Annotated in this window: 17 protein-coding genes; 11 read left to right on the top strand and 6 right to left on the bottom strand. The window is 69.6% G+C overall.

Features of this window, described 5'->3' with window-relative positions; all coding sequences use genetic code 11:
• Positions 1 to 28: 28 nt before the first annotated feature.
• The 4 genes from rpoD (at position 29) to JW792_RS08105 (ending at position 5,410) form a co-directional block, all read left to right on the top strand.
• On the top strand, positions 29 to 2,059 hold the full coding sequence (rpoD, locus tag JW792_RS08120) for an RNA polymerase sigma factor RpoD (protein WP_135996202.1): 2,031 nt from the start codon (positions 29 to 31) through the stop codon (positions 2,057 to 2,059).
• 187 nt (positions 2,060 to 2,246) lie between these two features.
• Entirely contained in the window at positions 2,247 to 2,912 is a 666-nt protein-coding gene (locus JW792_RS08115) for a helix-turn-helix domain-containing protein (RefSeq protein ID WP_241095112.1), read from the top strand.
• A 36-nt stretch (positions 2,913 to 2,948) separates the two neighbouring features.
• Entirely contained in the window at positions 2,949 to 3,851 is a 903-nt protein-coding gene (locus JW792_RS08110) for an aspartyl protease family protein (RefSeq protein ID WP_135996204.1), read from the top strand.
• A 212-nt stretch (positions 3,852 to 4,063) separates the two neighbouring features.
• Positions 4,064 to 5,410, top strand: coding sequence for a mechanosensitive ion channel domain-containing protein (locus JW792_RS08105; RefSeq protein WP_135996205.1), 1,347 nt, complete (start codon positions 4,064 to 4,066; stop codon positions 5,408 to 5,410).
• Between the two features lie 4 nt (positions 5,411 to 5,414).
• On the opposite strand, the gene JW792_RS08100 is transcribed toward JW792_RS08105, so the two are convergent.
• Both JW792_RS08100 and JW792_RS08095 read right to left on the bottom strand, forming a co-directional pair.
• Entirely contained in the window at positions 5,415 to 6,317 is a 903-nt protein-coding gene (locus JW792_RS08100) for a DUF4349 domain-containing protein (RefSeq protein WP_135996206.1), read from the bottom strand.
• 156 nt (positions 6,318 to 6,473) lie between these two features.
• On the bottom strand, positions 6,474 to 6,845 hold the full coding sequence (locus JW792_RS08095) for a DUF378 domain-containing protein (RefSeq protein WP_135996207.1): 372 nt from the start codon (positions 6,843 to 6,845) through the stop codon (positions 6,474 to 6,476).
• Positions 6,846 to 6,937: 92 nt separating this feature from the next.
• Between JW792_RS08095 and JW792_RS08090 the strand changes: the two genes are divergently transcribed.
• Both JW792_RS08090 and JW792_RS08085 read left to right on the top strand, forming a co-directional pair.
• Complete coding sequence (locus tag JW792_RS08090) at positions 6,938 to 7,402, top strand: GNAT family N-acetyltransferase (protein WP_158291613.1); 465 nt, start codon at positions 6,938 to 6,940, stop codon at positions 7,400 to 7,402.
• Positions 7,399 to 7,821, top strand: a complete 423-nt coding sequence (locus JW792_RS08085; protein ID WP_135996209.1) for a secondary thiamine-phosphate synthase enzyme YjbQ — start codon at positions 7,399 to 7,401, stop codon at positions 7,819 to 7,821. Before JW792_RS08090 ends, JW792_RS08085 begins: the two co-directional genes overlap by 4 nt.
• 19 nt (positions 7,822 to 7,840) lie before the next feature.
• On the opposite strand, the gene JW792_RS08080 is transcribed toward JW792_RS08085, so the two are convergent.
• The 4 genes from JW792_RS08080 to JW792_RS08065 form a co-directional block, all read right to left on the bottom strand.
• A complete protein-coding gene (locus JW792_RS08080) occupies positions 7,841 to 8,665 on the bottom strand; it encodes a hypothetical protein (RefSeq protein ID WP_135996210.1) in 825 nt (274 codons plus the stop codon).
• Positions 8,666 to 8,691: 26 nt separating this feature from the next.
• Positions 8,692 to 9,192, bottom strand: a complete 501-nt coding sequence (locus JW792_RS08075; protein ID WP_135996211.1) for a hypothetical protein — start codon at positions 9,190 to 9,192, stop codon at positions 8,692 to 8,694.
• Between the two features lie 165 nt (positions 9,193 to 9,357).
• Complete coding sequence (locus JW792_RS08070; RefSeq protein ID WP_135996212.1) at positions 9,358 to 10,176, bottom strand: hypothetical protein; 819 nt, start codon at positions 10,174 to 10,176, stop codon at positions 9,358 to 9,360.
• 66 nt (positions 10,177 to 10,242) lie between these two features.
• Entirely contained in the window at positions 10,243 to 10,698 is a 456-nt protein-coding gene (locus tag JW792_RS08065) for a hypothetical protein (protein ID WP_135996213.1), read from the bottom strand.
• 185 nt (positions 10,699 to 10,883) lie between these two features.
• On the opposite strand from JW792_RS08065, the gene JW792_RS08060 reads away from it, so the two are divergent.
• From JW792_RS08060 to JW792_RS08040, 5 genes are all read left to right on the top strand, one after another.
• Entirely contained in the window at positions 10,884 to 11,774 is an 891-nt protein-coding gene (locus tag JW792_RS08060; RefSeq protein ID WP_135996214.1) for a helix-turn-helix domain-containing protein, read from the top strand.
• A gap of 109 nt (positions 11,775 to 11,883) precedes the next feature.
• Positions 11,884 to 12,201, top strand: a complete 318-nt coding sequence (locus JW792_RS08055) for an aspartate decarboxylase (protein WP_135996215.1) — start codon at positions 11,884 to 11,886, stop codon at positions 12,199 to 12,201.
• 173 nt (positions 12,202 to 12,374) lie between these two features.
• A complete protein-coding gene (locus JW792_RS08050) occupies positions 12,375 to 12,611 on the top strand; it encodes a hypothetical protein (protein ID WP_135996216.1) in 237 nt (78 codons plus the stop codon).
• Positions 12,612 to 12,718: 107 nt separating this feature from the next.
• The gene (locus tag JW792_RS08045; protein ID WP_158291614.1) at positions 12,719 to 13,591 is read left to right on the top strand and encodes an SDR family oxidoreductase; all 873 of its coding nucleotides are present in this window, start codon (positions 12,719 to 12,721) and stop codon (positions 13,589 to 13,591) included.
• Positions 13,588 to 14,169 carry a hypothetical protein gene (locus tag JW792_RS08040; protein ID WP_135996218.1) on the top strand — a complete coding sequence of 194 codons (582 nt, stop codon included), beginning with the start codon at positions 13,588 to 13,590 and terminating at the stop codon, positions 14,167 to 14,169. The genes JW792_RS08045 and JW792_RS08040 overlap by 4 nt, the downstream gene beginning before the upstream one ends.
• Positions 14,170 to 14,200: the final 31 nt, after the last annotated feature.

The following is a 14,200-nucleotide window of genomic DNA, read 5'->3' as shown; positions in this document are numbered from 1 at the left end:
TGGGAAGCTCGAGGAGCTCTAATCTCACATGGCGAAAACGGCGACCGAGACGACCGAGACGGCGGCACCGGAGTCCCAGGACGGCCCGCTGCTCGATCTGACCGATCAGTCCGTCAAGGCGATGATCAAGGCCGCGAAGAAGCGCGGCTACGTCACGCATGACGAACTCAACAAGGTCCTTCCTTCCGAAGAGTTTTCCTCAGAGCAGATAGAGGACATCCTCTCCCAGCTCTCCGAGATGGGGATCACCGTGGTGGACTCCGAGGAGGAGTTCGAGGAGGCCGAGCCCGACTCCGAGGGCGACTCCGAGGACGAGGAGGAGTCCGGCTCCACCGCCGTCGCGAAGAAGTCCAAGACCGCGGTTGCCGGGCAGAACACCGGCGCCGCCCAGGACCGCACCGACGATCCGGTGCGCATGTATCTGCGCGAGATGGGCAGTGTCGAACTGCTGTCCCGCGAGGGCGAGATCGCCATCGCCAAGCGCATCGAGGCGGGCCGCAACGCGATGATCCGCGGGCTGTGCGAAAGCCCGCTGACCTTCGAGGCCATCATGGTCTGGCGCGACGAGCTCCAGTCGGGTCAGGTGCTTCTGCGCGACATCATCGATCTCGACGCCACCTATGGCGGAACCAAGCCCGACCACTCCGCGACCGGCGGCCCCGGCTCGCCCGGCGCCAAGGCGGCCGAGGAAGCCAAGGCCCGCCGCGAGCAGTCCGGCGACGGCGCGGAGGAGACCGAGTCCGAAGAGGGCGAGGGCGAAGCCGTCGACGAGGACGAGGACGAGGAAGGCGCGAACCTTTCGCTTGCGGCCATGGAGGCCGAGCTGCGCGAGGGGGTGATGGAGACCCTGGACGCGGTCGCGTCCGATTTCGAGAGTTTCCGCCGGCTGCAGGACAAGCTCGTCACCCAGCGCATGGAAGGCAAGGACCTGTCGAAGAAGGACAGGGACGCCTACGAGGCGCTGTCGGAGAGCATCGTCGCCAACCTCAATTCGCTGCATCTCAACAATGCGCGTATCGAGGCCCTGGTCGAACAGCTCGACGCGATCAACAAGCGCCTGGTGGGCCTGGAGGGCAAGCTCCTGCGCATGGCCGAGGCCCACGGCGTGCCGCGCCTGGACTTCCTGAAGGAATATCACGGCCACGAGCTCGATCCGAACTGGATCGACGAGATGGCCAAGAAGTCCAAGGCCTGGGCGAAATTCGCCGATCGCGAGCGCAAGGAGGCCGAGGCCATCCGCGAGGAGATCGCGACGCTGGCCCAGGAATCCGGCGTTCCGATCGACGATTTCCGCCGCATCGTGCACACCGTCCAGAAGGGTGCGCGCGAAGCCCGCGTGGCCAAGAAGGAGATGGTCGAGGCCAATCTGCGCCTGGTGATCTCGATCGCGAAGAAATACACCAATCGCGGCCTGCAATTCCTCGATCTCATCCAGGAAGGCAACATTGGCCTCATGAAGGCGGTCGACAAGTTCGAATACCGCCGCGGCTACAAGTTCTCCACCTACGCCACCTGGTGGATCCGTCAGGCCATCACCCGCTCGATCGCCGACCAGGCGCGCACCATCCGCATCCCGGTCCACATGATCGAGACGATCAACAAGATCGTTCGCACCAGCCGCCAGATGCTGCACGAGATCGGCCGCGAGCCGACCCCGGAGGAGCTCGCCGAGAAGCTCTCCATGCCGCTGGAGAAGGTGCGCAAGGTGATGAAGATCGCCAAGGAGCCGATCTCCCTGGAAACCCCGATCGGGGACGAGGAGGACAGCCATCTCGGCGACTTCATCGAGGACAAGAACGCCGTCCTGCCCATCGATGCGGCCATCCACTCCAACCTGCGCGAGACCACCACGCTCGTGCTGGCGAGCCTCACCCCGCGCGAGGAGCGCGTGCTGCGCATGCGCTTCGGCATCGGCATGAACACCGACCACACGCTCGAAGAGGTCGGCCAGCAGTTCTCGGTCACCCGCGAACGCATCCGCCAGATCGAGGCCAAGGCGCTCAGGAAACTCAAGCACCCGAGCCGGTCGCGGAAGCTTCGCAGCTTCCTGGACAGCTAGGGGGCCGTCCGCCTTTCCGCGATTTAACCTGACGGCAATCGCCGTGACGGGGCCGGTGCGCTTGTCTGTGAAGATGACCGCCCCTCCTGCGCGACCGGCTGCAACTGCGTTCTGTGAAACCTCATTTGTCATGGCCCCTGGCGAGTGCCATGGCGGCCATGTCCATGAAAGCTGGCACTTGCTCTACGTGGCGGCGGGCGGCTTCGAAGAGGCTGGGGACTCCGGCGGATTCCATGTCCGGGCCGGGACCTGGCGACTCTCACCGGCCGGTCTCGCGCACGAAATCCGGTGCGGTGAGGATGGCGCTCGGTGCCGAAACATCCACATCACCGACCGCGCGCTGCAATCGCGTCTGTCGCACCGACTCGAGCGGCGGCACCACGTCCTCGACGGCCTGGACGCGGACCCTAACGACATCACCTCCGACCCCTTGCTGGCCGAATTGATCCTCTACGAACTCGTGGCGCGTGCGATTCTTGCCTGCTTGGGCGAGGACGGGCCGCCGGCCTGGCTTGCCGACGCGCGCGCCGAGATGATCTCCGAACCCGGGCGTATTGATGCGACGGCCCGTCGCTTCACCGTCTCGCGTGAGCACTTCTCCCGCCTCTATGCGCGCCACTATGGCTGTTCCCCCCGGCTGACGCGGCGCAATGCGGCGCTTGCCCAGGCCCTGCGGCTGCTGCGCGAGAGCGATGAACCCATCAGCGAGATCGCCGTTATGACGGGCTTCTATGATCAGGCTCATCTCACGCGTGCCGTGACCGCCAGGCTGGGCCAGACGCCGGGCGCCATCCGCGCGGTCGCGGTGTCGGGATCACGAAATTCCAATACGGCGGTTCGCGCGTCGGAGTAGGGACTCGGTCTCTTCCCCTGTCGAAGGAGACCCGACATGAAATTGCTTCACCTGATTGCCGCAGGCTGCGTGCTCTGTTCGGCCGCCTCAACCGCTTCACATGCTGGGACCACCTCCGCCGCCGTGGGCGATGGCGCGGCGATCGTCTTCGACGCCGAGGGCCGGCCTGCGATCACGGTCCGGCTCAATGACACGGCCGAGTTCATGTTCGCGATCGATACCGCTGCACAAAGCACGGCGATCGGGGCGCGCGTCATTGATGCCCTCGCGCTGCAGCCCGATCCGGAGCATCAGGCACGCCTGCATGGTGCATCGGGCGTGCGCACCGTGCCGATGTATTTGCTTGAATCGATCGAGGCAGGGGGCCAGCGCCTTGAGGACCGCCTGGTCGTCTCGCTGACCGGGGAGCACGACCAAGGGGGGCACGCCCATGACGGGATACTGGGCCAGGATGTCTTCGCCCGGGGGCGGCTGAGTTTCGATTTCGAGGCCATGACCATCGGCTTCGACGGAGCGGGCGCACGCCCGCTCGCGGGACACCTGCCGGCGGAAATCCTTCATGGCGGCTTCTTCCTGGTGCAGATCGAGATCGACGGCGTCGCGACGACGGCCGTGATCGATACCGGCGCGGCCGAGAGCTTCGCCAACCGCACCTTGATGGAAGCGCTGGCGAGCGAGAACGAGGCACTCTCGACCCGGCGCGAGGCCGCCGGGGTGAGCCAGCATGAGATGGACTTCCGGGATGGCTATACCGCGACGCTGCGCATCGGCACGGCGCGTCTGGAGGCGGTCCCGGTCGCATTCGCGGAGGCTCCGATCTTTGGTGCCTTCGGTCTGGCGGAGCGGCCCGCCATCATCCTGGGCATGAACCTGCTCTCGCGCCTGCCGCGCTTCGCACTGGACTATGACAGCAGCCATTTCCTGTTCGACCCCGCATGATGTCGACCCGCGGCGCAACCGCAGGCTCGGTAGCGCCCTGCAAGGCGAGGCTGGCCGGGAGCCGGCACGAGAAACCCCGGCGGAGACGCCGGGGTTTTTGCTTCCGTGTCCGTCTGGCACCACTTGACCGGCCCCGCAGCCGCGCGCCGGCCTGGCATGCAACCTCTCGCGCCCCGGGCCGGTTTGTCCCGGGCACCGCGTCGAGGGGAGACATGACCGTAGCTCTACCGCGCTTCATCGCGAGCTGCCTGCTCGCCCTCCTCCTCCTCGCCGCCCCCGCGCTCGCGCAGGAACCTCCCGCCGAGCCCGACGGCGAGATCGTCACCGAGGGCGAGGCTCCCGAGGATGCCGCCATCGCGCAGCGCATCAGGGCGATCTTTTCCCAGATCGAGAGCCTTGCCGGGGTGGAGGTCTCCGTCACCGCCGGCGTCGTCACGCTGACCGGCGAGACGCTGACCGCCGAGGCGGCCCAGCGCGCCGAGGCGCTCGCCGGCCGCGTGGAGGGCGTCGTCACGGTGGAGAACCGCATCGCACGCGACGTCGATGTCTCCACCCGCATCGCCCCGGCCTTCGGCGAGCTGGAGGCGCAGGTGGAGGGGGTGGTGCGCAGCGCACCGCTGCTCGCGCTCGCCCTCGCGGTCTTCCTCGCCATCGCGTTTGCAGGCTGGCTGCTGTCGCGCTGGTCCGCGCTGTGGCAGCGCCTCGCGCCGAACCGTTTCGTCGCCGATCTGCTGGCGACCTCGGTGCTGACGCTTTCCCTCGTGCTCGGCGTCATTTCCGCGCTGAGCCTCCTGGACGCCACGGCCTTCCTGGGCGCTCTGCTGGGCGCGGCGGGCGTGATCGGGCTGGCCGTCGGCTTCGCGGACAAGGACACGATCGAGAACTACATCGCCTCGATCCTGCTGTCGGTGCGCCAGCCCTTCCGGCCGAACGATCACGTGGTGATCGACGGCCATGAGGGCCGGGTGATCCGGCTCACCTCGCGCGCGACGATCCTGATGACGCTGCAGGGCAATCACCTGCGCATCCCCAATGCCGCCGTGTTCAAGGCGGTGATCCTCAACTACACGCGCAATCCGGAACGCCGTTTCGAGTTCCGCGTCGGGCTCGACCCCGACCAGGACGCGCTCGCCGCGATCGAGACCGGCGCCGCCGCGCTGCAGGCGCTCGACTTCACGCTCGCCGATCCCGGCCCGCTCGCGATCATCGAGGAGGTGGGCGAGTCCACGGTCAATCTGTTCTTCGCCGCCTGGATCGACCAGGAAGCGGCCGATTTCGCCAAGTCGCGCTCGGCGGCCATCGCGGCGGTCAAGGCCGCGCTCGAGGCGGCCGGTTTTGTCCTGCCCGACCCGACCTACCGCATCGCGATCGAGGGCGAGGCGGTGCCTGCCCTTCCCGCCGCGCCGCCCCCGGCGCGCGACGGCCCGGCCGCGGCTCCCGCCGCGCCGGCACAGCCTCCCGACACCACGCCCGACACCGCGATCGCCCGCCGCGTGGAGGAGGAGCGCCGCGAGGAGGCCGCGCCGGACCTGCTCTCGCCCGGCGCGCCGACGGAGTGACCGTCTAGGCCTTCGCGGCCTTGCGCCGGGCGAGGATCCGCCCGAGCCAGCGCGCCAGAAGCCAGACCGCCGGCACGCCGACGACCAGCCAGGGCAGGGCGGCCGCGAGGAACAGGATGAGCGCGCCGACCGCTTCGGCGAAGACGCGCGTCATGTCCTCGAACGCCCGCGCGATCGGCTCGAAATTGGAGGAGGCCGCCGGCGACACGGCGGCCTGGTAGTTCAGATTGAGCTGGGAGAAGGTCACCCGCTGGCGCAGCGCCGCGAGCACGCTCTCGCGCGCCTCGATATCGGACTGGACGTCGGCAAGCTCGCGTTCGACCGCGAGGATGTCCTCCAGATCGCCCTCGCGCGTCTCCAGCATGTCCTGCAGGCGGTCGCGCAGGGCGAGCCGGGCGCGCAGGCGGGCCTCGCCGTCCACGATCTGGGTGGTGAGATCCTCCACCGAGGTCTGTTCCGAGACGATCTCGCCGCCGGCCGCGCCGAGTTCGCTCTCCAGCCCGTTCCGGAAGGTCCCGATCCAGCCCGGTTCGGCGCGCAGGGCGAGCCAGGCGCTCGGCCTGTCGCTGCCGGGCTCGTTCAGCTGGGCATGGACGATCTGGCAGCGCGCCAGGCCGGCCGCCTGGCAGGCCGAGACATGGGCCTGGTAGAGCGCGGTCAGCTCGCCGGCCGGCAGGCGCAGGGAGAGGCTGTGGCTGTAGGCCAGATAGGCTTCGGCCGGAGCCTCGGCGGGCAGCCCGTCCGCAGGCGCCTGCATCCGGGCGCCGGTCACGGTGACACTCTCGGCCCGCTCCATGGCCACCGGCGGGGGCGGCGGGGCGGGCATGTAGCTCGCCTCCTGCCCGCACGCGCCTGCGAACAGGCTGGCAAGCACGCTCAGAAACCCGGCAAGGCGGCGGTCGGTCATCGCGAATTCTCCCGGTGAAGGCTCTCGCCGCGACTATGTGCCAGACCGGGGCGGGGCGGAAGCGGGATTGCGAAATTCGATGGCCGTATTCGGTAGCGGTCGCGAAAAGCCCCGGCGGCGGGCCGGGGCTGTGATCTTCATGCGAGACCGGGCGGGCTATTCCTTGCCGCGCGGGCCGGCGCCCTTGGCGCCGGTGCCGGCCGGCTCGGTCGGCTCGCCGGCCTTCGAGGGGCGGGCGGGGGTGCCGGCAGTCTTCGTGCGCTCGGTCTTTCGGCCGGTCACGGGCGTTCCGCCCTCGGGCGGCTGGGCGCCCTCGGGCCGGCTCTCGTGCTCGCCGGCGCGCAGATAGCGCCGCCCGCCGATCGCCACGAGGATCGCGGCCAGGCCGATCAGGACATAGATCGCGATCGTGACGGGGCTGCGGATGCCGAACATTTCCAGGATGTTGACGTCGAACAGCCCGACGATGCCCCAGGCGAGCCCGCCGATGACGAGCAGGATGATCGCGATAGCGTAGGCGATGCGCATGGGGGCCTCCGGTGTGCAAATCGGCTATGAGTTCGTGTAGAGCAACGGATCGTCCGCACCGGACGTTCCGGACACAGGCCGAGGGAGGTTTCATGAGCCCCGCCGATGTGACGATCCGCGCCGCGCGCCCGAAGGATGCGGCCGCCATTGCCCGCCTGTCGCGCGAGCTCAACGAGGTGGTCGGCGATTCCACGGCGCACTGCACGCCGGAGAACATCAGGAAGACGCTGTTCTCCGCCGATGCGAGCTTCCACGTGCTCGTGGCCGAGCGCGCCGACGGCGAGCCGATCGGCTATGCGGTCTGGCACGCCTATTACGACAGCGGCCACGGGGGTGCCGGGGCCTGGCTCGCCGAGGTCTGCGTCGGCAGGGAAGGGCGCGGGGAGGGCGCGGGCCGTGCCCTGTTCGAGGCGGTCGTGGAAGACGTGCGCGAGAGCCCGGCGACCTTCCTGATGTGGACGAGTTCCGAAACCGAGGCCGCCGAGGCGCTCTACGAGAGCTCCGGCGGCTTCGCCAAGCCGGTGCGGCGCTGGGAGCTCAACGGGCTGGACGCATGACGCAGACCCGCATCCGCATCGAGACCGCCGGCCCCGGCCTCTACGACTTCACCGAAGCCGCACGATCGTTCGTTCGCGATTGCGGGGCTGAGGAGGGCCTGCTGACCTGCTTCGTGCGCCACACCTCGGCCTCTCTGGTGATCCAGGAGAATGCCGATCCGGACGTGCGCCGCGACCTGCAGGAGTTCTTCGCCCGTCTCGTCCCGCGCGGGGACGATCCCTCCATGGCCTGGCTCAGGCACACCACCGAGGGGGCCGACGACATGCCCGCCCACATCAGGAGCGCGCTGACCGCGGTCTCGCTGTCGGTTCCGGTCGGCGGGGGCCGGCTCGCGCTGGGCACCTGGCAGGGGCTCTATCTCTTCGAGCACCGCGACGCGCCCCATACCCGCGAGATCGTGCTGCATCTCTCGCGATGAGGGGCGCGCGAGGCGGCGGTCAGCGGTTGGGCCGGGCCCGCCGCGGCGGATCGGTGCGCGCCGGCGGGGCGCCTTGCGTACCGCGCGCCGGGGCCAGCGTGGCCCGCGCCCGGTCTGCCGGCTGCGCGGCGACCTGGTTCGCGCCGCCGACCGTCACGATCGGGTCGGCGATGTCCGGGTCGCCCTGATAGAAGATCCGCACCGGAATCTCGCGCTTGCGCACGCCCATGTATTCCTGGCCGGCCTCGTACTCGTCCCAGCGGCACCAGCCGATGACGGAGAGAGGGACCGACGTCTCGAACACGTCGGTGGTCCGCAGGAAGTCGGCCGCGCTGCCCGCCCCGTTCTGCACGAAGGTCGCGAGGCGGTCCTCGACGATCTCCACCGGATTCATCCTCAGCTCCACCAGGGTCTCGGGATCCCAGCTCTCGGGAACCTCGTAGGTGAAGTCGAGATCGAAATTTGCGATCTCCGGATTGCCCGGGAAGGTCTGGATGTGGGACTGGCCGGCATTGCCGACATCGAAGATGTCGTCGTTCGCCCACAGCGTGACGTTGGCGATCATCGCCTGGACGCGCGTGGCGTAGGCCTGCGTGCCCAGCGCGGTCTTGCACCACACCTGGCCGGTGACCTCGATCTGGGGGTCGGCAGAGACGACGCGCAGCTCGCGCTCGGCCGGATCGGTGCTGGCGGAGATGTTGCGCACCGTGATCTGGATCGGTGCGTGATGGGACGTGATGACGATGTCCTGCATCGCCATGGGGAAGTCGGTCTCGTCACCCTGTGCGGGCGAGGCAGCGGCGGCGGTCAGGCAGGCCGCGGCGAGAAGCAGGCGGTGGCGCATGGGATCCTCCAGCGTGAATGCGGCGTCTAGTCGTTCGGCGCGGGCGGCGCCTTCAGCGTGATCTCCGCCTCGCCGGGGGCGCGGCTTTCCTCGCCCTCGTCCTCGTCGCTGCCGCCGGACTGGGACGTGCCGTCCAGAAGCACGCCGAAATTCGTCGCCTGGGGCTGACAGGGCTCGGGGGCGGGCGCGCGGGGCGCCAGGTCGGCCGGCGCGGCCCGTGCGGGCCTGCCAGCGGCCCCGGCCGTTTCGCCGTCGACGCCGTCGATATGGATATAGCCGGCCGCCGGGCAGGGCTCGCCGTCCGCGCCGGTGTATTTCTGGACGGCCGGCAGGAGCAGGCCGGCGCGCTCATCCTGGGCGCGCGCATCGATCTCGTCGGGTTCGACCCCGATAGTCTCCTGCGGCGTCTCGGGGGCGGCCACCGCGCCGCGCTCGGCCCGGCCGGCCCGCTCCTGCTGGGCATAAGCGGGGACGAACGCACCCAGCGCGAGCGCGCTCGACAGGCTCAGGGCAAGCAGGGTCTTCATCGTCGGATCTCCTTGAAAGCGCAGCCGGGCCGGTGGCGCGGCTGCAGTCGATGCCAATCTCGCCCCTGGAGGGGGCGTCGGGAAGTTGCAGCAGCGCGCGTCACCGGTTGCGCAACCGGCAAGGGCGCCGGGCGGGGAGGGTCCGCCCGGCGCCTTCGCGAGGCGTCACTCCGGCCGGGCGCGCACCGGCCTTGCCCGGGCCGGGCGGGTGTCGCTCGCGGGCGGCCTCGCCGAGCCATCGCGCGTGGACACCTGCGGGCGCGCCCGTGACGGTTCGGCAGCGGCCACCGTTCCGGGCGTATCCATGGCGGTGACGCGGTCGCGGGCGTCGGGATCGCGCCGGTAGAAGATGTGAACCGGGATCTCGATCTTGCGCAGGCCGCCGTATTCCTTGTTGGGTTCGAACTCGCTCCACCGGCACCAGCCGGCGACGCTCAGCGTGATCGAGGTTTCGAACACGTCATCGGTACGCAGGAAGTCGGCCGGCGTGCCCGCACCGTTCCCGACGAAGCTTTCCAGGCGCTCCTCCACGACCCTCACCGGATTGAAGGTGAGCGTGGCGCCGGAGTCCCAGCTTCTCGGAATGTCGTAATCGATCTGCAGCTCGAAATTCTCCAGCGCGTGCGTGCCGGAGAAGTTCTGCGGCGCCGAGGCCCCGCTCGCGGCCAGCACGAACACCTCGCTGCTCTGCAGCACGGCGTTGGCCAGATAGGCCCGGGCCCGGACCGCGTAGGCCTGGGTGCCGAGGGCGTGCTCGCACCAGACCTGGCCGTCGATCGCGATCTGGGGATCCGCGCTGGTGACGCGAAGCTCGCGCTCTTCGGCCCACGGGCTCTGGGAGACGTTCGTCACCGAGACCTGGATGGCGGGAATGTAGTTGGTGACGATGATGTCGTGCACCGGGGTGGGCAGGTGGGTCTCGTCGGCCAAGGCCGGGGCGGCCAGCGCGATCGCGATCGCGCCGGCGGGAATGAGGCGGGTCATCTCGGTTCTCCTGGATCGAGGGAAGGGCTGCCGGCGCGCCGGGGGACGGGACGCGCCGGCACCCGGTCAGTCGCGGATTTTCTGCACCGCGGGCAGGAGCAGGCCGAGCTGCTCGCCGCAGCCACTCAGGTCCTCGCCGGACTCGCCCTTGATGCGCTCGATCTCGAGCAGATAGTCGAACGCGGCCTGCTCGAGGCCCTCCGGGTTGCGCAGGGCGAGTTCGCAGTCGGCAAGGCCCACGACGCCGTCGCCGTCGAGATCACCCGCGGCGCGCTCCCTGTCGCCGTCACGGCGGCCGGACGCACGCAGCTGCTGGACGGCGGGCAGCAGGAGGGCGGCGGCTTCGGCCTCCTCCTCGCTGGCGCCGAGGGCCCGGGCGGCGAACCGCGCGAGGCCGTTGCCGCGGCGCTCCTCGCGTTCCACGCGGGGCTCGTCGCGGTCGGAGCGCGACTGGGCTTCAAGCGGGCCGGTGACCAGCAGCAGGACGCCGGCGGCCACGCTCAGGGGGGAAAGGATTTTCATACCTGTTCTCCATTTGCGTTGCGCGCCGGACCACCCGGCGCTTCGAACGGGGCGGGTTCTGGTCGAATGCGGGGGGAGCGTGCAGATGCATCGGCGTCCGCCGGCGCGCGCATCGCCTGGAACCACGGTTGCGCAAGGGTTGAATAGGAGTTGCAAGGCCGCGCATCCTGCGGCAGGGTTGTCGAATGAAGATCGCGGACTTCTCCGACAAGCTCGGGCTCGTTCTCAAGGCGCTGGTGATGAGCCGCACCGCGCTCGCCTCCGCGCTCAATGTCGACAAGTCCCTGGTCGGGCGCTGGGTGGCCGGCTCGGTCCATCCCTCCGAGCACAATCTCGCGCTCCTGAGCCGCTATGTCGGCGAGCGGATCGAGGGGTTCACCCTGATCGACTGGGAGCGCACCCTGCCGGACTTCGCCGAGCGGCTCGGGGTGGACCTGCCCGACATCGCCGGTCCGGCGGGCCGGCCGGGAGACTGGCTGCCCGAGAGCATCTACGAGGAATCGGTGCGCAACACCCGGCAGCGCGGCTCGGCCTACGAGGGGATCTGGCGCTCGACGCGCGCCTCCCACGACCTGCCGGGGCGCTTCATTCACGACATCACCATGATCGAATGGCGCGGCCGCTCGCGCCTGCACTTCACCGCCGGCGTGGAGGGCGTGCGCTATCACGGCCGCGCCCTGCTGCTCGGTCACCAGATCTTCACCAGCGCGGCCGATGCCGAGCACGGCTCGATGATGTTCGGCATCTATAACGGCGTGGCGCGCCAGCGCGCCCAGGTCCTGGACGGCATGTCGCTGACGACGCTGCGCGACGCGGGCGCCTCGCCGGCCTGCTCGGTCGTGGTGCTCGAGCGCATCGCCGATCTCACAGGAGACGAGGCCGTCGACCGTGGGCGGTTCGAGCAGGCGGTGGCCGATCTCGTGCCCCTTGCCCCCGAGGGCTCGATTGCGCCGGACCTTGCCGCCCATCTCACACGCGTTCCCTTCGAGGGAGCTCCCGGCGTGATGCGCCTGTTCTTCGGGCAGTCCATGGCGCGCGGCGCCAGCGTGGAGGCGCTGCTCGGCCGGCCGGCCTAGCCTTGCGCCGCAGGCCTGCGGCGCAACGCCTCTGCCCCCGCGACAAGCAGGTCCCGGCCCGGCTAGTCTGTCGCCCGATCCATCCGATTCTCTCGAAGGGAGGCTTTCCATGTCCGCGTCCGGCGATCATTCCGGCCCGCCGCTCGGCTCTAGGGCCAATCCGAGCAAGTATGACTGCCTGCCCGATCTCGCCGAGGACGAGCCCTATTTCGTCATCCGCGCCGACGACCCGCTGTCTGATTCCCTCGTCGAACTGCATGCCTATATCGGCGCCGGCCAGGCCGGCGCGGCCCATAACAAGCTCGCCGAGATCATGGCGCTGACGAGCGTGCGCCCGCCGCGCCCCTCCGACAGCCCGAAATACCGCGAGACCTTCGCGATCTCCCAGTCCATGGAGCGCTGGCGCGAGGGCAAGAAGAGCCTGTAGTCGCCACCCCGCCCGCCCTCGACGGGCGGTTTCAGGCGAGGCAGGTCGCCGGGCCGGCGGGGTTTCCTCGCCAAGCTGTGGATAACTCTCCGCCCCGCGCCGACCGGACCCGTGCGTGGGGTATCCTGTGCCTCGGCACGCATCGATTCGCGCGCCTTGGCGGGGAGGTCGGCATGGCGGCTCTCAGAGTGTTGGGAACGGCGCTCGTGCTGACCGGCGCGGCCGGCGCCCAGTTCATGATCTTCGACGACCCCGCGCACGATCCGCTCGTCCTGTCAGGCCTGCTGCTCGCCTCGCTCGGTTTCATGACGCTGTCCTGGGCCGAGCACATCGCCGATCTCGAGAACCGCCGGATCCGCCGCGAGCGGTGGCGCAGGCAGATGGCCCGCCACTGGCTCCCCGGCGTCTGAGGCGGCCGGTCCTTGCGGACCCGGTGCACCCGCCTTCGCGAGACGCTTTCCTTAGCCGCGCGAACATGCTCCCATGAACGCCGTTCGAGAAAACGGGGAGGACGATGATGGGCGGACGGCTCGACGGCAAGGTGGCGGTCATTACCGGCGGCGCGAGCGGGATCGGCCGCGCGACGGTCGAACTTTTCGAGGCCGAGGGCGCCAAGGTGGTCCTCGCCGACATCCAGGCCGATCGCGGCGAGGCGATCGCGCAGGGCTCTCCCGATATCCGCTTCGTCAGGACCGACGTCACGCGCGAGGACGACATCAAGGCGATGATCGACGTGGCGGTCGAGGAGTTCGGCAGGCTCGACATCCTGTTCAACAATGCCGGAACGGCCGAGCCCGACGCGGAGATGGAATACATCAGGGCCGACGCCTTCGACCGGGTGATGAGCCTGCACGTGCGCGCCGCGCTGCTGGGGATCAAGCACGCCATCCCCGTGATGCGGAAGCAGGGTGGCGGAGCGATCGTGTCGACGAGCTCGGTGGCCGGGATCGGGACCAATTACGGGCCGGTGAACTATTCCATCGCCAAGGCCGCGATCATTCATCTGACCAAGCTCGCCGCGGTACGGCTCGCCTCCGACAGGATCCGGGTCAACTGCGTCAATCCGGGCATGATCACGACCGCGGTGTTCGGCCGCGCGATGGGCCTCACCCAGGACGAGGCGGAGGAGAAGTACGAGACGCTGCGCCAGCTCGCCCCGTTCGCCCAGCCGCTGCCGGTGGGCGGGGAGGGTCGCGACATCGCCGAGGCCGTGCTCTATCTCGCCAGCGACGCGGCGCGCTTCGTGACCGGCCAGGCCCTGGTCGTCGATGGCGGGCTCACCGCCGGCCAGGTTCCCGATCCCGAGGGCGGCAACCAGAAGATCCTCGCCGAGATGTTCGGGGTGGATTTCGAGGCGCTGAAGGACAAGGCGCGGGGGCGGACGGTTTGAGGCGCGCGCTCCCCTGCGCCCTGGCGCCGCTCGCCCTGCTGGCCTGCGCGCCCGAGCCAGCGGCGCAGGACGATCTCTTTTCCCGCCTGCAGTCCCTGTGCGGCGCGGCCTTCCAGGGCTCGGTCGTGTCCGATGATCCGCGCGACGCGGACTGGGCGGGCGAGACCCTGACGGTCCATGTGCGCGAATGCGATGCCGCCACCGTGCGCATGCCGCTCCATGTCGGCGACGATCGCTCGCGCACCTGGGTCGTGACCCGGCTCGAGGACGGGCGGCTGCGCCTGAAGCACGACCACCGCCACGAGGACGGCAGCGAGGACGTGCTGACGCAGTATGGCGGCGAGACCGAGGCGCCCGTTACCGGGCTCACCGCGCGGTTTCCGGCCGACGCGGAGTCCCGGGCCCTGTTCGAGCGCGAGGCGATTGCCGCCTCGATGGACAATGTCTGGACACTCGCGCTCGACCCGCAGGCGCAGACGCTGACCTATGCCCTCGACCGGCCGGACCGCCATTTCGCGGCCCGCTTCGACCTGGCCGGCCCGGTCGAGGCGCCGCCTCCGCCCTGGGGCGCGCGTTAACGAATTGGCCCGTGTCTTGCAGCGCTGTCTC

The sequence above is a fragment of the Marinicauda algicola genome (genome assembly GCF_017161425.1).
GTDB lineage: Bacteria > Pseudomonadota > Alphaproteobacteria > Caulobacterales > Maricaulaceae > Marinicauda > Marinicauda algicola.
This window is presented reverse-complemented; position numbering and strand designations above follow the sequence as displayed.